Origin of the sequence: Flammeovirga sp. MY04 (assembly GCF_001682195.2) — a bacterium.
Lineage (GTDB): Bacteria > Bacteroidota > Bacteroidia > Cytophagales > Flammeovirgaceae > Flammeovirga > Flammeovirga yaeyamensis.
The window spans coordinates 1,926,679-1,950,627 of sequence record NZ_CP003561.2 but is presented as its reverse complement, the minus strand read 5'-3'; the positions used below and the strand labels follow the sequence as shown (position 1 = coordinate 1,950,627).

The 23,949-nt window shown below is 34.0% G+C and carries 21 protein-coding genes; 14 read left to right on the top strand and 7 right to left on the bottom strand.

Translation table 11 applies throughout. The features are described 5' to 3' along the window. Positions 1 to 243: 243 nt before the first annotated feature. Complete coding sequence (locus MY04_RS26965) at positions 244 to 1,731, top strand: hypothetical protein (RefSeq protein WP_066216224.1); 1,488 nt, start codon at positions 244 to 246, stop codon at positions 1,729 to 1,731. A gap of 13 nt (positions 1,732 to 1,744) precedes the next feature. Beyond that, positions 1,745 to 2,467, top strand: a complete 723-nt coding sequence (locus MY04_RS26960) for a T9SS type A sorting domain-containing protein (protein WP_158297946.1) — start codon at positions 1,745 to 1,747, stop codon at positions 2,465 to 2,467. 91 nt (positions 2,468 to 2,558) lie between these two features. On the opposite strand, the gene MY04_RS26955 is transcribed toward MY04_RS26960, so the two are convergent. The 3 genes from MY04_RS26955 to MY04_RS26945 all read right to left on the bottom strand — a co-directional run bounded on the left by MY04_RS26955 (position 2,559) and on the right by MY04_RS26945 (position 4,812). Beyond that, positions 2,559 to 2,738, bottom strand: a complete 180-nt coding sequence (locus tag MY04_RS26955) for a hypothetical protein (protein ID WP_066216221.1) — start codon at positions 2,736 to 2,738, stop codon at positions 2,559 to 2,561. A 282-nt stretch (positions 2,739 to 3,020) separates the two neighbouring features. Next, a complete protein-coding gene (locus MY04_RS26950) occupies positions 3,021 to 3,653 on the bottom strand; it encodes a DNA-3-methyladenine glycosylase family protein (RefSeq protein ID WP_066216219.1) in 633 nt (210 codons plus the stop codon). A gap of 1 nt (position 3,654) precedes the next feature. Then, positions 3,655 to 4,812, bottom strand: coding sequence for an MliC family protein (locus tag MY04_RS26945; protein ID WP_066216217.1), 1,158 nt, complete (start codon positions 4,810 to 4,812; stop codon positions 3,655 to 3,657). Positions 4,813 to 4,938: 126 nt separating this feature from the next. Between MY04_RS26945 and MY04_RS26940 the strand changes: the two genes are divergently transcribed. The 3 genes from MY04_RS26940 to MY04_RS26930 all read left to right on the top strand — a co-directional run bounded on the left by MY04_RS26940 (position 4,939) and on the right by MY04_RS26930 (position 7,020). After that, on the top strand, positions 4,939 to 5,580 hold the full coding sequence (locus tag MY04_RS26940; RefSeq protein WP_066216216.1) for a bifunctional 4-hydroxy-2-oxoglutarate aldolase/2-dehydro-3-deoxy-phosphogluconate aldolase: 642 nt from the start codon (positions 4,939 to 4,941) through the stop codon (positions 5,578 to 5,580). A gap of 11 nt (positions 5,581 to 5,591) precedes the next feature. Continuing rightward, positions 5,592 to 6,668, top strand: a complete 1,077-nt coding sequence (locus tag MY04_RS26935) for a tetratricopeptide repeat protein (RefSeq protein ID WP_066216213.1) — start codon at positions 5,592 to 5,594, stop codon at positions 6,666 to 6,668. A 193-nt stretch (positions 6,669 to 6,861) separates the two neighbouring features. Further along, entirely contained in the window at positions 6,862 to 7,020 is a 159-nt protein-coding gene (locus MY04_RS26930) for a hypothetical protein (protein ID WP_158297945.1), read from the top strand. On the opposite strand, the gene MY04_RS28385 is transcribed toward MY04_RS26930, so the two are convergent. The 3 genes from MY04_RS28385 to MY04_RS26915 all read right to left on the bottom strand — a co-directional run bounded on the left by MY04_RS28385 (position 7,015) and on the right by MY04_RS26915 (position 10,034). After that, positions 7,015 to 7,431, bottom strand: a complete 417-nt coding sequence (locus MY04_RS28385; RefSeq protein ID WP_158297944.1) for a DUF2752 domain-containing protein — start codon at positions 7,429 to 7,431, stop codon at positions 7,015 to 7,017. The genes MY04_RS26930 and MY04_RS28385 overlap by 6 nt on opposite strands. Beyond that, on the bottom strand, positions 7,397 to 7,666 hold the full coding sequence (locus tag MY04_RS26920) for a CD225/dispanin family protein (protein WP_066216211.1): 270 nt from the start codon (positions 7,664 to 7,666) through the stop codon (positions 7,397 to 7,399). Before MY04_RS26920 ends, MY04_RS28385 begins: the two co-directional genes overlap by 35 nt. 733 nt (positions 7,667 to 8,399) lie before the next feature. After that, positions 8,400 to 10,034: a sulfatase family protein gene (locus tag MY04_RS26915; RefSeq protein WP_084006203.1), complete on the bottom strand. Its 1,635-nt coding sequence runs from the start codon at positions 10,032 to 10,034 to the stop codon at positions 8,400 to 8,402. Between the two features lie 482 nt (positions 10,035 to 10,516). Here MY04_RS26915 and MY04_RS26910 point away from each other — a divergent pair, with 482 nt between their 5' ends. From MY04_RS26910 to MY04_RS26880, 7 genes are all read left to right on the top strand, one after another. Continuing rightward, a complete protein-coding gene (locus MY04_RS26910; RefSeq protein WP_066216209.1) occupies positions 10,517 to 12,130 on the top strand; it encodes a sulfatase family protein in 1,614 nt (537 codons plus the stop codon). A gap of 1 nt (position 12,131) precedes the next feature. Continuing rightward, positions 12,132 to 13,946, top strand: a complete 1,815-nt coding sequence (locus tag MY04_RS26905) for an alpha-L-fucosidase (protein WP_066216207.1) — start codon at positions 12,132 to 12,134, stop codon at positions 13,944 to 13,946. After that, positions 13,915 to 15,303 carry a sulfatase gene (locus tag MY04_RS26900; RefSeq protein ID WP_205960539.1) on the top strand — a complete coding sequence of 463 codons (1,389 nt, stop codon included), beginning with the start codon at positions 13,915 to 13,917 and terminating at the stop codon, positions 15,301 to 15,303. Before MY04_RS26905 ends, MY04_RS26900 begins: the two co-directional genes overlap by 32 nt. Positions 15,304 to 15,603: 300 nt before the next feature. Next, a complete protein-coding gene (locus tag MY04_RS26895) occupies positions 15,604 to 16,305 on the top strand; it encodes a hypothetical protein (RefSeq protein ID WP_066216203.1) in 702 nt (233 codons plus the stop codon). Positions 16,306 to 16,376: 71 nt separating this feature from the next. Then, on the top strand, positions 16,377 to 18,455 hold the full coding sequence (locus MY04_RS26890; RefSeq protein ID WP_066216201.1) for a TonB-dependent receptor: 2,079 nt from the start codon (positions 16,377 to 16,379) through the stop codon (positions 18,453 to 18,455). Then, positions 18,455 to 19,504 carry a sensor histidine kinase gene (locus MY04_RS26885; RefSeq protein ID WP_084006163.1) on the top strand — a complete coding sequence of 350 codons (1,050 nt, stop codon included), beginning with the start codon at positions 18,455 to 18,457 and terminating at the stop codon, positions 19,502 to 19,504. The genes MY04_RS26890 and MY04_RS26885 overlap by 1 nt, the downstream gene beginning before the upstream one ends. Beyond that, entirely contained in the window at positions 19,497 to 20,210 is a 714-nt protein-coding gene (locus MY04_RS26880; RefSeq protein WP_066216198.1) for a LytR/AlgR family response regulator transcription factor, read from the top strand. Before MY04_RS26885 ends, MY04_RS26880 begins: the two co-directional genes overlap by 8 nt. Before the next feature lie 203 nt (positions 20,211 to 20,413). Here the strand turns inward: MY04_RS26880 and MY04_RS26875 are convergent, their stop codons facing one another. Continuing rightward, positions 20,414 to 20,806 carry a hypothetical protein gene (locus MY04_RS26875; protein WP_158297942.1) on the bottom strand — a complete coding sequence of 131 codons (393 nt, stop codon included), beginning with the start codon at positions 20,804 to 20,806 and terminating at the stop codon, positions 20,414 to 20,416. 315 nt (positions 20,807 to 21,121) lie between these two features. On the opposite strand from MY04_RS26875, the gene MY04_RS26870 reads away from it, so the two are divergent. Further along, a complete protein-coding gene (locus tag MY04_RS26870) occupies positions 21,122 to 23,053 on the top strand; it encodes a glycoside hydrolase family 97 protein (protein ID WP_066216194.1) in 1,932 nt (643 codons plus the stop codon). Positions 23,054 to 23,117: 64 nt separating this feature from the next. Next, positions 23,118 to 23,675: an RDD family protein gene (locus MY04_RS26865; protein WP_066216192.1), complete on the top strand. Its 558-nt coding sequence runs from the start codon at positions 23,118 to 23,120 to the stop codon at positions 23,673 to 23,675. Positions 23,676 to 23,949 lie beyond the last annotated feature (274 nt).

The following is a 23,949-nucleotide window of genomic DNA, read 5'->3' as shown; positions in this document are numbered from 1 at the left end:
CTTGGTTTAAAATCAAAAAGAAACATTTATAAAAATGAAGAACGCATAAAAACATTCTTTTTATCCTGAACAACAGTGGGATAGAAGAAGGATTATACCTTTCGAACAATTACTTATTTGATCACTAAAAAGTGTTTAAAAAATTAATTAAAGCTAGCTGACTATAAAGTAAACTCATAGTATGAGATGAATTTTGAATTTAGGGTAAACAACATATAAAACACCCTATTAACGAACTAAATTATGAAATACAATTATTGCCACTTTTTCAGAGGTAGGTTTAACTCCTTACTTCTAATAAGTGCTGCTTTTCTTCTGTCTACTTTTTCTGTACAAGCACAGAAAACCATTGGAACAACAAGAGCGACTGTGGGAAGTAAAAATCTCACCTTCTTTGTTGATAAAGTGAATATCAATAAAACCATCATATTTAGAGAGGGCAATGCTACAGCTAATCAGATTAACGAAGCAATTGAAACGGTTTCTAACCTTGGTGGTGGTGTCGTGAAAATTCTGGAAGGAAATTATACCCTTGGGCAAATCTTTCTTCAATCGAATGTTCGTATTGAAATAGGTAATAATGTGAAAATTACCATCGATAGAAGTGGAAATAACAATACGTTATTTAATCTTGGTAGAGATGCGAATTCCCTTCAGGAAGTGATTTCTAATGTGGAAATTATTGGGGCATCAAATAATTCTGCTACTTGGTTTGAAATCGATTTGAGTAATTTTGCTCCTTTAGAAACAGCCACTCCATTTAAGGTAGGATTCGTAAAGAATTTTGCTATTTCTAGATTCATCATTACCGATAATTATACCTTAAATCCCTCCGTCTTTTTGGTAGCGGATAGTAAATTCCTTGGTAGGGACGAGACAGGCAGGGCAAATTATGATCTCAGCACTTTTAATCGAATTCCGATTCAGGGTGTAGTGCGAGATGCTAAAGCGATTAAAATTGGAACTGGCTATGCTTTAGTTCAACCTTTTAGTGGTAAAAGAATTTACATGGAAAACCTAGAGGGAGAACAAGGAATTACGGTGCGATTAGAACCGGGTAGTGGTAAGGACAACGACGACCTTAATCTAACGGGTAGTCAGAAAATGGGTGCCATTGATGATATTTATATCAAAGATGTATCAAATAGTTTGGGCTTTGCTGCACTTTTTATAAAACCTCATTCGAAGATCTGTAACAATATTTATGCTACTGATCTGTACGCTGAAAATAGTTTATCGACTTTATATATCGCTTCAGCTAGTCTTTTACCTCAATCAAGAAGGGGAGAATTTACCAATACGATATTTGAGAATATCACATTTAAACAAACGATAGTCAACACTGTATCTAGTGGAACTAATGACTTACTTGCTTCAAATTATCCAAGCGTTACAGGTGTTGAAGGTCTACGATTTATGTCAGAGTTACATCGACAAAAATTAGTGGATGTTAGAAATAGTCGATCCCCTAAGCCCGGAGTGTATTCATTAATTATCAAAGATGCTGGTGGACAACGTTATAAAACACACCCAATTGCCCCAATTATCTTTACGGCTAAATTTTCTACGAATACAATTGGAGATATACCTGGTAGATATAGTGTAACTATTCCATCAACATCAAATATTACGGTGCAGGGAGGAGTATTTTCTGGAGACAAAGTGGTTTACAGAAGTGAGGCAAGAATTATTACCACGGGAGCATCAGATACCGATTACATTTATGAATAAGACATCAAAAACTATGAAAAATATACTTATGTGGTCACTTTTATTGTGTTTGAGTTCAGCTATTGCTCAAAACCCAAAGTTGACTTTTGATACAGAAATTTATTCCTCTTCTAATTATATGGTTGGGATACCTTACAAAGTGTTAGGAGATGGATTTATCAATACTATTCAGATGGAGTGTAATGCCACAGGTGATAAAGTGAAATTCTATATCTATGCTGATGAAGACAATGCTCCTGGAGAGTTAATTGTAAGCTCTAATGAGATAAAGATGTCATTATCTCAGTTATCCATAACGTTTGAAGATATCTTTCTAGAGCAGGGAACCTATTGGGTATTTACACAATTCGAAAAGGATGGAAAGTTTCTAAAAGCGAATGTCTCGAATAATTTATCCAAAGTATTTTATAAAGGTTTAGCTTTTGGTGATACTCCTCCGCAAACTGCCTACGATTTTGAGGAATATACAGGACATCAATTTCCTATTTCTTTGATATATAAACCTCAGAAGTTACATGACGAGATAAGGTTATTTCCAAATCCAACAATCGATAATGTACATATCATTTCTTCAAATGATAAATATTTTATTGAAGTTTTTGATCAACAAGGTCGACTACTATTTAAAGATTGGAGTGAACAAAAAGAATTTGATATCGCATTTAGGCAGTATCAAAAGGGTACTTATTTTATAAAAATCGACCATAAACAGTCGTATAGAATCATCAAAGAATAAGTAAAATAAAAAGGCATAATCTGAAGTAATATCAGCATTATGCCTTGTTCCCAAAAATTGAATAATTAATTCAATTAAAGAAGAATATATCTTAACGGTTCTCTGTTTTCTGAGTGATTTGGTCTAATAAATACTTATAATGTACGTAGTCTTTTTCGGTTGTTGTTGCTGGTACATAAAAGTTATTCATTTTGTTAATTACCTCGTTAAGGTCTCTATTCTTCTGATCTCTGGAAGACAATCTTCCAGCGTTTTTTCCAACATTCTTCATAGTCGTAAAATTGTTAATTAGGTATAAGTTATTGTATTACAATAATTGATACCGATTTGTTTTAATAAATTGATTTTTAATTAAAACACCATAAAAAGTCGATTAATAATTTTGGTGTTAGCCTACCAATAACGCAAAAATATTTGATTAAACCAAAAATTTGAGTGATTATTGTAGCATTGAGCCTCATATTATTGACTTTCTTATACAATAAACGAATTAATTAGTAGAATGTTGAGGTTTTAAGCATTCTTAAATATTATTAGAAGAATACTGATTTTTTTAAGATTTTCTGACCACAAAATCTTCATGACTAATTGCCCAAAGGTACAAACTAGCTACAGATCCGTAGGGGCTATATCGTTTTCGGTATTTTTCGAACCTTACTTTATCAACTTCTTTGTGTCCATACAACTTGGATATACCTCGGATGATGGCCAAATCACCGAAGGATAAAATATTTTGTCTTTGCATGGAAAAAAGCATCAACATTTCGGCGGTCCAATTCCCAATTCCTTTTAAGGAGGAGAGTTGTTTGCATACTTCTTCGTCTGTCATTTCTGTTAGCGATTCTATATCGAATTCTTTAGTATACACCTTTGCAGAGAAATCCTTGATATAGTCCACTTTTCGATAAGAAAGACCGAAAGACTTTAATTCTTCTCTATCGAATTCATGGATACTTTTAGGAGTCACTTCACCCACACCATTTTTTATTCTATTCCATACCGTTTTTTGTGCTTTGGTGGAAATTTGTTGACCAACGATACTATTGACCAATGCTGAAAATAAATCTGGATTAATGGGCCGTTTTATCTCTCCAATTCGATCTATTGCTGCAGAAAGTTTTTTATCTTTTTTCTTTAAATATGGGATGGCTTCTTCCGGTATAGGAAAATATAGAGTGTTGTTCATGTTAGAATTCGATGACACGGTCCACTTCAAATTTTTTCGATGCTTCTCCGTGCTTGAGTTTATATTGAATTTGTTTCATTTTACCCTCTGTTTTACCGTTTTCATAAAAAGGAAAACGTTGGACTAAAGTGGTTTCTACTATTGCAAAATCGTCGTTACCTTGGTATCCCTCAGATAATCCAACATCTTCTTTTATACTTTTAAAGGTCACTTGACTGATAGACTTTTTATTATTTGTTGAAAAGGCGACTAAAACACCTTCTTTATTCTTATCTCTACCAACGATCACCACGTCTGGCGACATATCTAAATCGAGATCTTCCACATAAGTATGTATAATAGTCCCTTCAAACGGGATAGTGATTTTGTCATCGTGTGCTAACCCCAATGTTTGTATGATCACTTCTTGTTTTCCTTTCTTATTGAAAGCCGAAATGTCAAATCCAATGTTCATGTATTCAGCGTAATGCGCATAGGTTCTTTGATCTACCTGTTGAGGATCAAGTGGTTTGTTTTGTTTTTGATAAGTATTTAAGAACGAGCCTCCACCTGAACAATAAAAACGCATTAAATCAGGTTTTTCAGAAGTAATATCCAATGAATTTTCATGGAATTTAAATAATACTTTTCCACCATTGACAAATGCATGATACACTCCATTTTTGGTTTTATATGCCAAAACATCTAAAGTACAAGTTGGCTTCTTTTTATCACTTCTTGATCTTACTTTGATGTTTAACTTTTCATCATCAAATTTACTGACTCTTACGCCAGTCCAATCGTACCCTTCCTTTCTATTTTTATAATCAGCACTTGCATAATCACCTATTAATTGATCTTCAGAAATGCTTATAGATCCATTGCAGATTTTTTTGCCATTCACCGACCAAATAAAATCATCTCCTTTTATCCAAAACTCATGCGTACCATCGGAGTATTTGGCTCCAGACCCAGACTGTACATGTTCTAAATGATAATTGATATTGTTTTTGTCTTTTACATTAATGGCATCGTCTTCAAAAGAAACTAAGAATTTTAGATCTTGATGATTCGCAGAAAACTCAATAGTTTCTTGGGCTACATTTCCTGATGAAGTATTGCAAGAATAGAATAAGAAACCCAAAAGAAAACAAATTGTAATGCAAAAATATTTTACCATGATAAGATGTGAATTTGAAAAGTGTTTCACAAGTTATAAAATATCTTAAAATGTATGTTCTAATTAAGAATTAATAAATCTTTTTTTCATATTAAATCAAGAAAAAAAGACCAACAATATTACTCTATGAACCAACAAACTTTTTCTTGGGAAAAATATAAGCAAACACCTATCATCGGCATATTAAGAGGTGAAAGTATCAACAATTTAGAGCGAATGATGCAAGCCTACGAAAAAGCTGGTTTTTCGTCCATAGAGATTACCATGAATACTGATGGAGTAGAAGAGCAAATTCAATTTCTATCCAAACAATTTCCAAATTTAAATGTAGGAGCAGGCACCGTTTGTTCGCTTCAAGATGTATTAAAAGCAGTCGATGCGGGGGCTCAATTTATCGTTACACCAATTATTAATAAAGAAGTGATAGTAAAGTGTAAAGAACTGAACTTGCCCATTTTTGCAGGAGCGTTTACACCTTCTGAAATATATGCTGCTTGGGATTTGGGAGTGGATGCTGTAAAGCTGTTTCCAAATATGTTAGGAATACAATACATTAAAGAAATTATGGCACCTCTAGATACTATAAAATTAGTACCTACTGGGGGAGTTCATCAAGGAAATATCAAAGAGTATTTTGATTTGGGAGTATATGGGGTTGGAATGGGAAGTGCATTATTCCCTAAAGAATTGAGAGTAGAGGGACAGGAAGAAGCACTTTATCATCATTTATTAGATCTAAAAAAGCAAATTTCAAACGTATCAATATAAAACTATCTTTTATGAAAAACTTACTAATTACTGGACTATTACTTTTATCGTCCATTTTTACTTTTGGGCAAACGAACAAAGAAAAAGCACAGAAAAAAGCAGAGGAAGCTATTGAGTTAATGGATAATGGAGCTGTTGAGAGTAGCATCAAAATGTTATTGGAATGCGAAAAGTTAGATCCAACGACTTTCATTTATACCTATGAAATTGCTTATGCTTACATTCTAAAAAAGGATTATAAAACGGCTATTAAGTATTTGAATAAATCAAAAAAACATAATGATGCCAATAGTCAGGTATATCAATTATTAGGGAATTGTGATAGTTGGATGGGTAAACCGAAAAAGGCGTTGAAGAAATATGAAGAAGGTTTAAAGGTTTTCCCTAATGCAGGTAATTTATATTTGGAAACAGGCAACATCTATTTACATCAGCAGCTTTATGATTATGCAATTGATTATTATAAAGAAGGCATTCGCAAGGATCCAATGTACCCTTCAAACTATTTTCGTCTTGCAGATTTATATCTTAATTCCGATTATAAGATTGATGGGTTAATCTATGGTGAGTTGTTTATGAACATCGAAAGAGGATCTGATCGAACAACACAGATGTCAAAGATGTTGTATGATACTTACAAAAACTCAATTACGGTAAAAGGTGATTCTGTGGTGTATTCATTTAATAAAACCTTAAATATTAATATCAATCAAGGTTCTGATGGAGAAATCAAAATGCCTTTCTCTATGATCTTTTTTAAAAATATGGCGATAGCTACTGCTACTCAAGCTAACGAAAAGAATATTGATTTGGAGTATATGTGTGCGATCCGAAAAGTATTTCTAAAAAATTATGCTCAAAAAGACATTTACGACTACCCAAATGTATTGTTTAAATATCAAAAGGTAGTTGATGATGCTGGACATTTAGAGGCTTATAACCATTATATTCTACAGATGGGTAATGAAAAGGAAATTGATGCTTGGGTCACCCAAAATGAAGAAGCTTTCGAATCATTTTTAGAATGGTATACTAAAGGAGAAAACGTCCTTCAGGTGGATAAAGAATCTGTTTTCATAGGAGAATAAACTGATACCAATTAGGATCTCAGCTGTTATATTATTTTTAAAAATTGTAGAGTGGCATAACCAATATAACAGCTGGGTTTTAAATGTACAATCACATTTGTTAGGAGAAGTTGTGAAATCATTAACAGAATTATAGTAGGGTAAAGCGTTATGTAAGTAAAGTCAAATGTTTTAATTCACAACCCACATTATCATGAGTACTATATTAGTTATCGTTCTTTTTATGTTTGTTATGTTAGTAGGCTTATTTTCTGTAGCTACTCAATCAAAACATAATTTAAATGCATTGGGTGTAGTTTCCGCAATTGTATTCGTTTCTTTTGTTTTAGCGAAGATTGCAGTACAACTATAGTAGATGTAAAATAATATTTCTGCCTATCCAGTAGGCAATGACAATCCAGAAGATTATTTTAATCGCAAGAGGTCCGTAAAGGACCTTTCTTTGTTTATAGATAAGTTGTTTATCGACAAACCTAAAAATAATTTCTACTATAATATATGGTATAGATAATACTAATAAGGGATTATACTTAAAAGCGGCTATTAAATTGAAATTTAATAATTGATGGATCGCCCTTTGAGATCCACATCCCGGACATTCTAATCCAGTAGTATACTTTAATGGACATTTCGGAAAGAAATCATATGCTAAAGGGTTAAAACTTCTGTAGATGTATACAAAAAGAATTAACCCTGTAGAAATTATAAATAATTTTAATAGGATTTGCTTAGAACTGACCTTGTGATAATCCTGCTGCAACACCAACTAACATTAAAATTCCATATAATACACCACCGATGATTGATGAGATAAGTCCCCATTTCATCCATTTTTTAGCTTCTTGAGATGCTTTTTCTGCACCCTCAACATCGCCCGCATAGAATCTTGATTCTACCTTTGATGCGTTTACGATACCTGCGATACCAAATGGTAAACAGCAAAATAGAGTCACTAAGATTGATTCAACCAGATAACTTTTAGGAGGTTGTCCGTTCATTTTGTTTAAAAAATTTAGTTTTAAAAAATTATTTAAATATAAAATAAATTCATTTTTAAATGAAGTAATATGTTCAGTTGATGAAAATTATTTACCCAATATATTTGAATCAATTATTCTAGATTTATTATCAAGATATCCATAATTAATAAAGTACTTAATCCATAACTGAGAATTTTAACTTGGTTACGTCTTTATGATATGTAGAATTCACGAATAACTCCATCATGTAATTTATTTTTTATTTAAAGGGGGGTACCTCAGAGAAAAGTCTTAATTATACCATCTTTTACTTGAAATAATGAAATACTACTAATTAGAATAATATTGTCATCTTAGAATAATTCAATTGATTTATAATTCATGGATGTCAATAAAAAGTGTATTTAAGTAGAAAACTAGAACTTTTTTTTCATGTTGTTTATTTCTTACTTCTTGCGAACTGAAGAGATTATAAAATTCAAAATCAATGTATTAAATTAGATTATCATCATGTAACCGGAACCTATTACCTAAAGCGAATACATTACTATCTATTTTATTTTTCCCTATTTTTTTATAGACCCATTATCTAAAAAAGACACCCCTTTCGGGAGTGTCTTTTTTTATTTCCATCAATAATTCTTGGCTGAATTATAATTTGAATAACCTAGAATTAATGAGAGATAAAAAAGGTTACCCACACAAGATGGGTAACCTACAGATAGATAAGGTAGTATAGTCTTAGTCAAAATTATTTTTTCTTGACGTTAGAGTAATTCGCATGTTCGTAAACTCTACCAATCTTCACATCAGTCTTTTTCATCATTTCTTCACGAGAATCTTCTTTGTATTCTTTTTGAAGCTCATCCATTTTTGCTTTTAACTTGGCTGTAATTTCTTCGTAGCCAGGTTTTCCATAAAGGTTGTTCAGCTCGTTAGGATCATTTTCTAAATCGAATAATTCGTAGTCCTCATCAATCCAAGTATTTTTCGCAGCTTCTGGATTGTAGTAGAAATGAATTAATTTATATCTATCAGTTCTTAAGCCATAGTGAGGGCGCACATGGTGCCACCATGGGAATTCATAATAGTGATAGTAGACTGCATCTCTCCATTCAGCATTGTCATCTTCTAAAACAGTTCTAAAAGATTTACCTTGAATGTCTGAAGGTACAGTTACACCTGCATAGTCTAAAAGTGTAGGTGCAAAGTCAACGTTCATCGTCAGTTTCTTAGAAACAGTATTTGATGAAATATGACCAGGGTAACGAATCAAAAATGGCATTCTGTAGGCCTCTTCATACATCATTCGCTTATCGAACCAACCATGTTCACCTAAATAGAAACCTTGGTCAGATGTATAGATAACGATAGTGTTTTCTGCTAAACCATTTTCATCTAAGTAGTTCAACATTTCACCGATATAGTGGTCTACACCTTTCACACATCCTAAGTACTCTTTCATGTACTTCTGATATTTCCATTTCTTTAATGCTTGACCTTTTAATTCATCGTTTGGCGACCAAGGTTCTTCGTTGTTGTTACCGTATTTGTACCAAGCAGCGATTTCCTTTTTCGTCATGTCCTCGATGTTCTCAGGATGCACTTTTAAATCTTTTCGGTTTAAGTTTCTTTCGATAGTCATCCACGTGTCACCTGCTGCCACTTTACCTTCGTAAGTGTCGTTGAATGTTTCAGGTTCAACAATCTCGACATCATCAAATACATGTTGGAATTGTGGGTCAGGCTCCCAAGGTCTGTGAGGTGCTTTAAATTGGTACATCAACATAAAAGGTTTTTCTTGATCACGACCTTTTGTTAACCATTTCTTAGCATCCTCCCATACTTGACGAGTGGAGTGGAATCGAGTTTCTTTAACTGTATCTTGACCATTTTCCAGGAAAATAGTATTGAAATACGTTCCTTGACCACCGTGGTTGATCATCACTTTAGAGTAATCGAAACCTGTTGGGGCAGTACCAAGGTGCCATTTACCTATCACTGCAGTTTCATAACCTGCTTTTTGAAGTAATTTAGGGAAAGTTTGTTGCGATCCATCGAAGTCACCACCCGATTCGTTCTTAAAGAAACCGTTTTGGTGAGAGAATTTACCAGTTAAAATTGCTGCTCTCGACGGACCACAAATTGCGTTAGTACAAAATGTATTTTGCATGACCGTTCCTTCTTTTGCAAGGCGGTCGATGTTTGGTGTTAAGTCTGGGAATTGTTGAGCAAGACGGCCACCGTAAGCAGAGATTGCCTCCGTTGAGTGGTCATCACTCATAATAAAAATAATGTTCGGTTGCTTCTGCTCTTTCTTTTGAGCACACCCTATTAAAGAGAATAAACCGATAAGGGCTAAAACGTTAATAACGATTCTTTTCATTTGCATAATATAAAGATCACTAACTGATGAATGTCGAATTTAGTTTTCTACACCTTCATTATTTTATTTAAATCCTGAAGATGATGTGAATGCGATTTAAAAAATATCTATTGATAATTTCTATACTGCAATATTAGAGATTGGAAAAAAAAATCGAGTCTAATTATCGTTCTCAAAGGTCGATTTATTGTTCTGCTATTTTTAGATGTTATTTGATAAAAAATTGATATTGTGTGATTTATTGTTTTGAAGGTGTTTAAGAATCAAAGTTGGTGTACAACGAACATTTATTGGAGTGTATTCATTATTATAACCCATATATTTGTAGCATCAAGATTAAAAAGAGTAATAGAAGACTTAGCTAAAAACTATTATATGTTGTGTGACTATTGGTGAGTGCGCGTATTGTATTAAATAGAATTAATTCAATACCGCACTTTCTTTTTTAGTTGACATGTTATCATCTTTTTTTTAGAAATAAAATGAAATTATTAAAACTAATCCTCCTAATTACTTCGATATCAATTATCGGAAAAGCACAGTCTAAACAACCTAATATTGTTTGGATTTCATTTGAAGACATGAGCCCTGTTTTGTCGTGTTATGGCGATTCTACAGCCAACACTCCTAATATCAATGCACTCTCAAAAGAGAGTCAGGTATTTAATAATGCCTTCTCTACAGCAGGTGTTTGTGCGCCAAGTAGAAGTGCGATCATAACAGGTATGTATCCTATTAGTATTGGGACCAATCATATGCGTACAGGTCGTGATATTATGGGTTGGGGAAATGATACGTATAGAGAAGAAAAAGGAGTACTTGATAAAGAAGGAAACAATGTTAGAGAATATAGTGCAGTACTCCCTGAGGAGGTGAAATGTTTTACAGAGTATTTAAGAAAAGAAGGATATTATTGCACCAACAATGCAAAAACGGATTATCAGTTTGCCGCTCCTTTTACAGCTTGGGACGAAAATGATACGAAAGCACACTGGAGAAATAGAGGAAAGTATCAACCGTTTTTTGCGGTTTTTAATTTCAATGAAACCCATGAATCGAAGATCTGGAAAAATAAGGATCTTCCGTTAACGGTGGATAAAAATAAAGTTAGTCTTCCAACATATTATCCTGATACACCAGAAGTAAGAGAGGATATGGCACGTATGTATGCTAACTTAGAACTACTAGATAAAAGGGTAGGGTACATTATTGATCAGTTAAAAAAGGATGGACTTTATGAAAACACCTACATCTTCTTTTTCTCAGATCATGGAGGTCCACTACCAAGACAAAAAAGAGAGGTCATAGCTTCGGGTTTGCATGTTCCTTTTATGATCAAATATCCGAATGCTGAAAAAGTAGGTTATACAGATCAACTCATTAATTTTATTGATTTAGCTCCTTCGATGATAGAATTGGCCGGAGGAAAAATTCCACATTATTTACAAGGGAGGAGCTTTTTCTCAGAAGATAGAAAATACTCTTTTGCTGCTCGTGATCGAATGGACGAGTTTACTTCAGCAAGGAGAAGTGTGACCGATGGTCGCTATTTATATGTGAGGTATTTAGAAGAGGATGCGACTAGTTATCAGGATATCAATTACAGACTTCAAATTCCAACCATGAGAGTGATGAAGGAAATGTATGAAGCTGGGGAATTAAATGATGTACAATCGGCTTGGTTCAATCCTTTAAATACAAACGAAATGCTCTTCGATTTATCAAAAGATCCGGAAGAAACAAACAACTTGATAACCTCTAAGGAACATGCTAAAGTAGTCAAGCGATTTAGAGGTGTAATGGACAAATGGCTGAAATCGACATCAGATATTTGTATTGAACCTGAGGCAAAAATGATTGAGAAAATGTGGCCGAATAATCAACAGCCAACAACTTCTAAAGTGATAGGAGCTGTTCATAAAGGGGAATTGAAATTAAGTTGTACTACAAAAGGGGCTTCGATTGGCTATCAAATAAATGAGGGGAAATGGAAGGTGTACCATCAACCTATTGTACTTAAGGAGGGTGACAAAGTATCTACTAAAGCTATTCGCATCGGTTATAAAGAATCGGAAATTACTATCTTCAACAAATAATATGAAAAGGAAATTATTATTCATTTTACTACTTAGCTGCATCAATAGTTTTGCACAGAAATCAAAACCAAAGTACAAAGATCAATGGCTTTTTACGCCTAAAGATTCGAGTATGCTCATTACAGAAGATCAACAAGCAGAATTATTGACTTCAGAAGAGGACATGCAATGGTATAAGGATGCTAAATTTGGCATTTTTGTCCATTGGGGACCTGCACTTTTGGCTACTAATGTGTTAAGTTGGGGTAGGTTCGGCGACCGACCTGCGGCTAATAAAGCGGCTAATAAAGGAGTGCCTGCGGAGGAATATGATGAGTTGTATAAGCGCTTTAATCCAGTAAATTTTGATGCGGATAAATGGATGAAACATGTGAAAGATTTTGGAGCGGAGTATCTGGTATTTACCGCAAAACACCACGATGGTTTCTGTTTTTTTGATGCTAAAAATACAGAATACAATATCATGAACACTCCTTATGGGAAAGACATTTGTAAACAATTGGCAGATGCGGCACATAAACATGGGGTTAAATTATTTTGGTATTATTCTCAACCCGATTGGCATCACCCGGATTGTTTAAGAGAAAAGCATTACGAAAATTACTTACCTTATATGAATGAGCATATTGAGCAATTGTTTTCTCAGTATGGAAGAATTGATGGGGTATTTTGGGATGGATTAGCTTCGAAATATTGGCAATGGGATTCTTATCATTTGATAAAGAAAATGAAGGAGTGGCAGCCTGGTTTGATCAATAATCCAAGAAGTGGTTTTAGCTGGCCGAACCCTAAAATTAGAGGAGATTTTGATACTCCAGAACAATCACTTGGACCTGTGGATCATCATCGTTATTGGGAGGCTTGTTTGACGATGTCAGATAAATGGCTGTATAGTCCGGAAGGACCGATTAAATCGACAGAAACAGTCACTTCTATGTTGATTCAGGTTGTATGTAATGGGGGGAATCTATTACTAAACTTTGGCCCTGATGGTAAAGGTGAGTTTGTTCAAAAAGATGTTGAAGAGGCGAAAGGTATCGGAGAGTGGTTAGATAAATATGGAGAATCAATTTACGGAACTCGAAGAGGAGTATATATTGGTGCTGATTGGGGTGGTTCTACTCAAAAAGAGAACGTACTTTATTTGCACTTTATGAAAAAAGCAACTAGTCAATTTGAATTACCTGCCTTGCAGAATCAAATAGTGAAGGTGGAAGGATTAACTAGAGCGTTTAAAAGCTTCAAAGAAAAGGAAGGAAAATATGTATTCTCTTTTGATAAAGATTTGATACAGGACGAAATTGATCATATCGTAAAAATCACTTTTATGGACTCTTTAGAAGGGACTAAAAGAATATTAACTTGGAATCAAATGCCAATTTCAAAGAAAGATTTTGTGATTCAAGCATCATCAGAAAGAAACGAAAAGAATGCTGGGAAAGTGATCTACTCTTCTAAAGAAAATACTTTCAGTGAGGGGATTCGATTGAAGTCGTGGTGGGAGCCTGCTAAAAAAGATAAAACACCTTCATTAACGCTTAAATTTAAATCACCTAAGAAGGTGAATACGGTGTTATTATCAGAAAATATGAGAGCCCAAAATGTGAAGGATTTTGTTATTGAAGTCTCTCAGAACGGGAAATGGAAAACTGTTCATCGTGGAAGTTATATTGGAGAGGGATACCGAATCGGTATTCAACCAGAAGAAATCGATGGCATCCGTTTGCTTATCAATGCATATCAACAAACACCACAAATAACTGCATTTAATGTTTATGAAGACCTTGAAAATAGTACTACTGCTACTGTGGAGTAGTCAGTTATTAGCACAAACAAAGCAACCCAATGTGGTCTTCATTTTGGCAGACGATTTGGGGATTAATGCTTTAGGTTGCTACGGAAATGAATATGTGGAAACTCCCAATATCGATAAGTTGGCGGAAGAAGGAATGCGTTTTACCAATGGTTATTCTAACGACCCTACTTGTGCTCCTTCTAGGGCATCAATTATGACGGGACAATATGTGCCTAGACATAAAATTTATAGAGTGTCTGATCGATTTAAATCAGACGAGAAAACTTTGAAACATATGCGTTTTCTTCCGCCAGAAAATAATCGACCGGATGGAAAAACAGTAGGATTGTCTTTGGAACAAATCATTTTACCTGAGGCCTTTAATCAGAACAATTATACCTCTGCTGGCTTTGGCAAATGGCATTTGGGAAGTAAAAAATTGGGAATGGATCAGCAAGGTTTTTCAGAAGCTATAGAAACCAAAGGTCATTATCAGTTTAAGTCTTTCCCACAGCAAGATGATATCTTAGAGAATGAATATAATGCGGATTATACAACTCAAAAAGGTATAGATTTTATGAAAAGACAGGTAGCTAACCATCAACCTTTCTTCTTGTATATGCCCTATTATTTGGTACATAAACCTCTAGAGCCAAAACCAGAAACCTTTGCTTATTTTAAAGAGAAGTACCAAATGGAGGATGAGGTAACCAATGTGTTGGCCATGATCAAAAACCTAGACGAGAGCGTTGGTGATTTGTTAAATGCCATCAAGGAATTGGGGATAGAAGAGGAAACAATTGTGGTATTTACTTCTGATAATGGACATTATAAAACCGACAATGGTATGTTCAATAAACCCTACAGGGGATACAAAGGCAATACTTTGGAAGGAGGAATTCGAGTGCCGTATATATTTAAATACCCTAAAGCGATATCACCTTCTACGGTAAGTGAGTTACCCATTATACATGTTGATATTTACCCGACATTAATTGGTCTTAGCGGTAATAATTTACCTAAAGAACAAGTGATTGATGGGGTGGATATTTCATCGGAATTAAAGGGAGATAAACATGTATTAAAAGATAGAATATTAGTGTGGCAATACACCAATTATTCAAGATATAAACCGAAAACAAAGACGTTTAATTCGGAGTGGGTCAATGTCATTCAATACAAAGGTTATAAAATGACAGAATACGTTGAATCTGGGAAGAAAATTCTATTCAATTTGAACGAGGATCCTTTTGAGGAAAGAGAGATTTCACACACATCAACTGAAATTATAAAAGAGTTGACGGTTTTATTAGAAAATTGGAAAAAAGAAACCTCATCAGAGCAGCCAAAAGAAAATTCAAAATTTATAAATCAATAAATAAAGAAGGGGATCATTAATCCCCTTTTTTTTTGTCTTTTATTGACTTCATCAAATCATCTAATTCTTTAAACTAAAATACATCAAAATGTGTGGTAGATAAGGTAATGTTTGCTCTTTCATTGTTAGAAGGGCAAACCCGATGGAAAACCCTAAGGCTACATCAAATAATTTGAAAAAAATCGAGATTTAGATTTTCATTGACCACTCACAGAGGAATTTTTACCATTCACAGAAGAACTTTTCTGCTTCATTAAAAAAGATAGATCATTGTATCATCACAAAGAAAAACAGATCACAATGAAAAAATCTATCAAATCTATTACTCTAATGCTGTCTCTTTTTACAGTCATCTTTTCAGCACAAGCTCAAACTCCTCAAGAGACGATCGACAAGGCTTTAATGACTTCTTTTTATAAGCAAAGCAATCAGTTGGAAGGGATTATTCAAAAACAACCCAACGATTATTGGAAGGCGTATGCTTATTTTAAATCGTCTATATACTCTGTAAAAATGGGTGATGAAGACAAAGCAAGAAAGGAAGTTGAACAAGCTTTAAGTATCATTAAAGAAGCAGAAAATCAGGATTCAGAATTGCTGGCTTTGGAAGGAAATATTTTAGGATATAGTATAAGTCTGAATCCCGCTAAAACCCAATCGTTGGCATCAAAATCTACATCAAAATACAAGAAAGCTTTAAAGCTTAATAAACAAAATATGAGGGCTTATTTAGGCTTGGGAGAAAACGATTTTCATACTCCAGAGAAATATGGAGGGGGAAAAGTGGCAGAGAAGTATTTACTAAAAGCATTGGAAGCACCAATAACTACTTCAGAAGATGTGAATGCTCCTAATTGGGGCAGGGAAAGAGTGTATATGCTGTTAGTGAAGTTATACGAGCGACAAGGAAAAAGCGAAAAATCAGTGAAGTATTGTAAAGAAGGTATTGCCGCTTTTCCAAACGATTATGAGCTAAAACAATTAGCCGACAAAGTATTATAACCATTATCATCAGTAGGGTCAACTTAAAACTAGTGTCAAAAAAGTTGGCCCTTTTCTAACTATCTATTACCATGAAAAAATTAGTTCTCTTTTTAGCTATCCAATTATTTCTTATCGTATCAAGTATTGCTCAGTCTTTATTTTTTGGAGAAGTAAAAGACGAAAGTGGGACGCCGATTCCCTTTGCGAATGTCTATTTAAAAGAACAATTGGAGGGAGGATCGACAGATTTAGAAGGAAAATTCCGATTTTCTGTGGATAATGTAAATTCTACTGCTCTAATGATATCTGCGTTGGGATTTAAAGAAAAGGAAATTCCTTTGGTAGAGGGGAAATACCAATTTAACATCACTTTGATAGCAAAAAGTACGGAACTAGATGAGGTACAAATTGTGGCTCAGAAACAGAAATCGTTGGAAGAGGTGGCAGCATTAAAAATGACAGGAATGGATGTAGTCTTGAATGCAAGTGCCAATGGCGATTTATATCAAGCATTGCAAACCATGCCGGGGACCTCAAAAGTAGGCGATCAAACGGGGCTATTCGTTAGGGGTGGAGATGCCTCGGAAACACAAACGATTATTGATGGTACAGTAGCCACACACCCCTTTTTAGGCGATACACCAAACATGCCTTCGAGAGGTAAATTTGATCCATTTATGTTTAAAGGAACCTCATTTTCTACGGGAGGATACTCTGCAGAATATGGTCAGTCGCTTTCCTCTATTTTATTGTTGGAAACCGAAGGGATTCCTGAGAAAACAAGCTCATCGGCGAATATACATTTTGCGGGTGTTGGTGCCACACATACCCAAGTTTGGGAAGAAAAAACAGCATTGATGGGTGGGCTAACCTATAATAATTTAGTACCCTATTTTTCGGTTACCCCTCAAAATACTGATTGGTTAAAAATGCCTGAAGCCCTAAATGCCAATGCCGCTTTTCGTCATAAAACAAAAGGAGGAATGTATAAGATGTATTCTCAATTTGGTCATGGTAAGGTAGGGTTAAATGTGTTTAATGCAGAAGACCCAAAGTCGCCACTTCCCTTTTATAGAACGGGTAATGATTTGTACATCAATAATTCCTATAAAGGGAGTCTGATAGGAAATTGGGGAATTCATGCCGGTTTATCCATTAATAGTCGACAAGCCGATGTAGAGGTGGGACCTTTTCAGTATGTGGAAAACAGCTCCTCTGTGATTGGTAAAACTACTTTTTCTAATTCTTTGGGGAAGAAAATTGATTTTATAATTGGTACAGAATACAGAAACGACAGAGATTACATTCAGAACAATTGGTTGGAAGATCACCTTACCTCTGTTTATTCGGAGTTTACCTATTCAATGCTTCCGAAGGTAACTTTAAGAGTAGGCGCTAGAGGAGAATATTCCTCATTATTGAAGAAAACCAATCTTGCACCTCGATCATCTTTATTGTTTGAGTTGGGAGAATTTAATCAGTTGACATTAGGCTATGGATCTTTCTATCAGAAAGGAAAACCTGAATTACTGTCTCGAAATAACAATGTAGACTTTCAAAAATCCAACCACTATTTGATGAACTTTAAGAGAGAAATCTTCGGAAGAACTTTTAGAGCTGAAGTGTATTATAAAACTTATGATCAATTACTGAAATTCGATAACGAAAAAATCACCAACGATGGACAGGGTTTTGCGAGAGGGATCGATCTATTCTGGAGGGATGAAACAAGCATTGGTTTTTTAGATTATTGGGTGACATATTCGTTTGTCGATTCCAAAAGAGACTATCTACATTTTCCGGAATTATCTACACCAACATTCGTATCCAAACATAATGTGAATATTATTGCTAACTTTAAAATACCATCATTACGACTTCAACCTGGACTAACTTATTCTTACGCTTCAGGACGAACTTATGAAAATCCAAATAGTGAAATATTTCTTGCAGATAGAACGAAAGACTATCACAATTTGGATGTAGCGGTAAATTATAATACGACTATTTTAGGGAACTTTGCTGTAGTATTTGCTTCGTTTTCTAATGTACTCGGTTTTGATCAAGTATATGGATACGATTACTCTGTGGACGGATCTGTGAGAGCAGAAAGATTGCCATCGAGTAAACAATCTGTGTTTTTAGGACTCTTTGTCACTATTGAATAATGAAACTAAATCTATTCAAACCTTCTGTTCGAAGTAAGTTACTTCATATCACCATACATTTAATATGTTGGGCGATTTATATCTTTCTTTTAAGTTATCGTGATTTACTTTTTAATGATGCACTGATCAATAATTTTTGGACCTTTTCTGTCATCACCTCACCATTAGTACCGTTTGTTTACTTCAATTTATATGTACTAATTCCTCGATTACTATTTAAGAAAAAGCCTTTGATGTACACTTTAGCGTTGAGTATCCTATTTACAGTGTGTATTAATATACGGTATTCAACGGCTTTTTATTTTTATGCAAAGGTATTATGTATTAACTCTATCGAGCCATTTTTCTCTGGTAGAGTCGGTTGGTGGACAGCAAGTAGCGAAACATTTGGTCTGTTTTTTATATCAATTTCTCTTTTTCTACTTCATAATTGGTATGCAAAAGAAAGGTATGTGAAGGAGTTGGAAAACAAGAATATGGCAGCGGAATTAAACCTTTTAAAATCTCAATTACAACCTCATTTTTTATTTAATAATCTAAATACCATTTATTTTTTGATGGATTCTCAGCCGGAAAAAGCAAAGGAGTTGGTCGTGCAATTATCTGATGCTTTAAGTCATCAGCTGTATAAAGCCAACCAAGATAAAGTGATGTTGGAGGAGGAATTGGAGTATTTGGAAAGCTATATCAAAATAGAGCAAATACGACATCAAGATTTCTTAGAACTGAATTATAACTTTCCGGAAGAAACCTCAAAACTGAGTATTGCCCCAATGTTGTTGATGACCTTTATTGAGAATGCATTCAAACACAGTACACATTCGAAGGGATATAAAATCAATATCGATATCAGTTTGAATGGTAACGAATTGAAGTTGCATGTGATCAACACCAAAGGTGAAGCAAAGGCGAATAAAAAAGTAGGAGGATTGGGGTTGACCAATGTGAGAAAACGATTACAACTCTTGTATCCTCAGATGCATCAATTGGAGATAACCGAACATGAAAGTGAGTTTGAAGTCAATTTAACCCTAGAACTAAATGAGTAAAATGAACTGTGTCGTGATCGACGACGAGATGATTGCAAGAGAAGGCATTGCCGGATATGTAAAAGAGATTCCCTATTTAAATCTGGTCGGAAAATGCAAAAGTACATTTGAGCTAGATGAGGTGCTTATGCAGCAGAAAGTCGATCTAATATTTTTGGATATAGAAATGCCTGGCTTAACAGGAATTGATTGGTTGAAACATGCCGATCACCCACCGATAGTGATATTCACAACAGCACATAGAGAATTTGCTTTGGATGGTTTTGAACTCAATGCAACAGATTATCTTTTAAAACCTATCACTTTGCCACGTTTCTCTAAAGCAGTCGCAAAAGCATATAAAACATGGGGGCAATCACATGCAATTGAAGAAGAAAATCTTACCTCATTTTTTATCAAGGAAGATAATCAAACAGTAAAAATACAAGTAGCCGATATTACTCATGTAGAAGCGGCGGTCGATTATATTTATATCCATACCATCCATAAAAGACATATGACATTGTTCTCTATGAAACAAGTAGAAGAACAGCTTCCAAAAGAGCAATTTTTACGTATTCATCGATCATTTATTGTCAATATCGATTATGTAGAAGCCATAGAAGGAAAGATGCTGCAGGTGAATGGGAAGCAGTTGGGAATTAGTCGTGGTTTATATCAGGAAGTATATGAAAAGATTACGAAAGGGAAGGTGTGGAAGACATAATAAAAAAGGAACCTATTAGGCTCCTTTTTTTACCACTTAATATCTAAAACTTCATCAAATCTAAATCTTGTGGGTAAAGAAAAACTTCTTTTATAATCTGCTTTCACTTACAATAGTGTAAATCGATTAGAAAACCCCTAATGGAAATCAAAAAAAATAGCCTTTCCGAAAGAAGGCTATTTTAATCTATTACTATTCTAAAATTAAGGCTCTATAAAAATGTCAATCGATTCAGAAATGATATTATTTTCTTTATCTGCCAGATAAATGATCACTTCATATTCTCCGAAAGTATTCTCTGGAATACTAAACTGCCCATGGAAAGCATAATTGTCGACATCGTGATAAATGTGGGTGACATCCCAAATATTTCCATCATCATTTTTTGAATGTATGTCGATTCTTAGGTAACCGAAATCGACATAATCAATATCAGTAACTACTTCTAAGAAGGAAGAAGTTTCAGACATGGAAACGACATCAGTTGATAAATTCTTAATCTGCATGATCTCTTTTGAAACATCTTCGGAGTCACTACAACTCGTAAAGAATAAAAAGGATAAGAAGATCACCGTGTATAGTATTTGTTTGATCATATAATTCAGGTTAATACAATAATTTTGACTCGATAATGTTGATATAGGTTGTAACCGGGTAGTGTTAAAGTTTGATTGTATCTAAATATACATAATCAATCTAAAAATGTAAATATTATTAAACATTAATAAGTTTCGTTCATCAATTTTAATTTGTTTTAAGAGAATAAATCTGATCTAGGGTTATTAACATTCGTTCGATTGGAGGAAACGGAAAATTATTGCACGTTATCATATTTATATTCTATTTAGTAATGATAATCATAAAACTAGATATCTAGAAAAGCCAATAAAACGAAATTAACAATTACAGAAATGAAAAGAATATTCACTTTAATACTACTCTTTACCACATCTTTAATTGTGGCACAAGAACTAAAATCGCCTAATCAAAATATAAAAGTCACATTCAATCAATCAAAAGATGTGGTTTCATTTAGTGTTACTTCTAATAACAAAGGGGTAATTCAAAAAGGAGAAATTGATTTGATGTTTAATAATACTTCTTTACTAAAAGGAAGGAAAATGAAAGTCTCTAAACAAAATCATTTTGATAATAAAGTACTTCCAGTTGTACCTTTTAAAGAAGCTATCATTGATGATGTCTATAATCAAGTGATATTATCCTTCGGCAGAACAAAGGTAGAATTTAGAGCATATGATGATGGCATCGCTTACCGTTATATCACCAACGAAAAAAATGAAGTAGAAGTAAATGAAAAATTCGACATCACCTTCTTTAAGGAAACGGAGATGTGGGCATCGCTGCTAAAGGGATATTCAAGTAGTTTCGAAATTCCATACAAGAAAATAAATGTTGATTCAATAAGTGTAGGGATAAATACGTATATGCCTTTGTTGTTACAAAATAAGGAAGAGAATAAAATTTTGATGACAGAGTCTGATATTGAAGATTATCCTCATATGTTCTTTACTAAAGGAAAGAATCATCAGTTAAGATCTACTTTTCCTAATTACCCATTGGATGTGGAAAGGATAGGGGATCGTCAGAGTAAAGTCATAAAAACGGCAGATTATGTAGCACTTACAAAAGGCAAACGTTCATTTCCATGGAGAATAATGATTATCACGGAAGATGATGCAGATCTTGTGGCGTCAAATTTAGCGTTCACCTTAGCTTCTAAAAACGTTTTGGAAGATACAGAATGGATCAAACCGGGAAGAGTTTCTTGGGAATGGTGGAATGCATCTAATTTGTATGGTGTGGATTTTAAAGCAGGGTTTAACACTGAATCGTATAAATATTATATTGATTTTGCAGCTGAATATGGTTTAGAGTATATCATATTAGATGAAGGTTGGTCGTTCTCAACAAAAGATTTGAGTAAACCTAACACAGAACTTGATCTATTTGAGTTGATCCGATATGGAAATGAAAAGAAAGTCGGTATCATCCTTTGGGCCACTTGGAAAACCTTAGACGAACAATTGTTTGTTTTAGATAACTTTCAGAAGTGGGGTGTCAAAGGTGTTAAAGTAGATTTTATGGATAGAGCAGATCAACTGATGGTCGACTTTTACGATAAAATAGCTCGTCTATGTGCGGAAAGAGAGCTTTTGGTGGATTTCCATGGTGCATATAAACCTGTAGGTCTTCATAGAAAATATCCGAATGTTGTTTCTTACGAAGGGGTGCATGGCCTTGAAAACGATAAGTGGAGCAATACTGTCACTCCAGAACATGATGTGACGATTCCTTTCATCAGAATGGTTTGCGGTCCGATGGATTATACACCTGGTGCGATGAGAAACTATCATCAAGAAGAATTTGTGCCGAATTGGACTCGTCCTGGTAGCCAAGGAACTAGAGCGCATCAAGTAGCATTATTTGTGATTTATGAATCAGGTATCCAAATGTTAGCGGATTCACCTTCGAATTACAAGAAAGAACATGAGACCACTTCTTTCTTAGCTCAAATACCTGTTACATGGGAGGATACTAAAGTAATCTCTGCCAAAGTGGGAGAATACTTGATTATGGCTAGAAAAAATGGCGACCAATGGTTTATCGGTGGTCTTACGAATAATGAAGAAAGAGAAATGACTATTGATCTATCATTCTTAGGAGAAGGAAATTATGAAGTGAATATCTTCCAAGATGGTATCAACGCAGCACATTTTGCAGAAGATTATCAAATACTATCTAAGGATGTGAAATCTAATAGTCAACTGACAATTAAGATGGTGAAAGGAGGTGGGTATGCTGCTATCATCAATAAAAAATAGTTTATCAGAATAAAATAGGTATTGTGTTCTTCTTCGAAAAAGATTTAATGCCTATTTTTGTATTATGATAAAACTTAACGCAAACAATATTCAGACTGAACCTCATCTTCTAAAAAGGACAATTGCCACTATTATAGATTATGGTTTATACTTTATATTTTTCATCTTTTATGTCAAAACCTTTGGAGAATTATCTGATGACGGATCCTTTAAAGTAAGTGGTACAGCTTCTCTTCCTGTATTTTTAGTATGGTTGATATACTTTCCTATTATGGAAGGTTTATTTGGAAAAACATTAGGTCATTTAGCGGTTGGCTTAAAAGTGATTGATAGAAGAGGGAAAGACATTACTATGTCCCAAGCTTTTAAAAGAAGATGCCTTGATCTGATTGACTTATTTATGTATGGCATAGTAGCTTTTTTTGTTGTAAAAAATACTCCCCGTCATCAAAGAGTTGGAGACATTGTGGCGAAAACATTGGTAGTTGGAAATGAAAAAGTATTTTGTCTAGATTGTGGAGAAGATTTATTTCTAGATCCAATTGATCAACAGAATGGATTTTTTGAATGCCCTAATTGTCAAACAAAGAACATTTTATGGAAAAATAAATTACCCAATTAATCAAAAGCCCATTATTTAGAAGTTTTGTTCATGATGATAGAATTAAAAGTTAAACAAAGGAGCTTATTTTTTAACAAAAATAGTATTTTGTTTAAACAAAGTTTGTTATCAAACAAAGCGTATATAAAAAAATCAAAAAAAATTTCATTGTAAAAATAATAGTCTCACCTGCTGAGTGTTTAATGTTACTTAGAATTGTTTTGCACTATTCTAAGAGATTCGAACTTTTTGTTTAACGAATCTGAAATTTGTTTAAACAAAATATCTTAACACA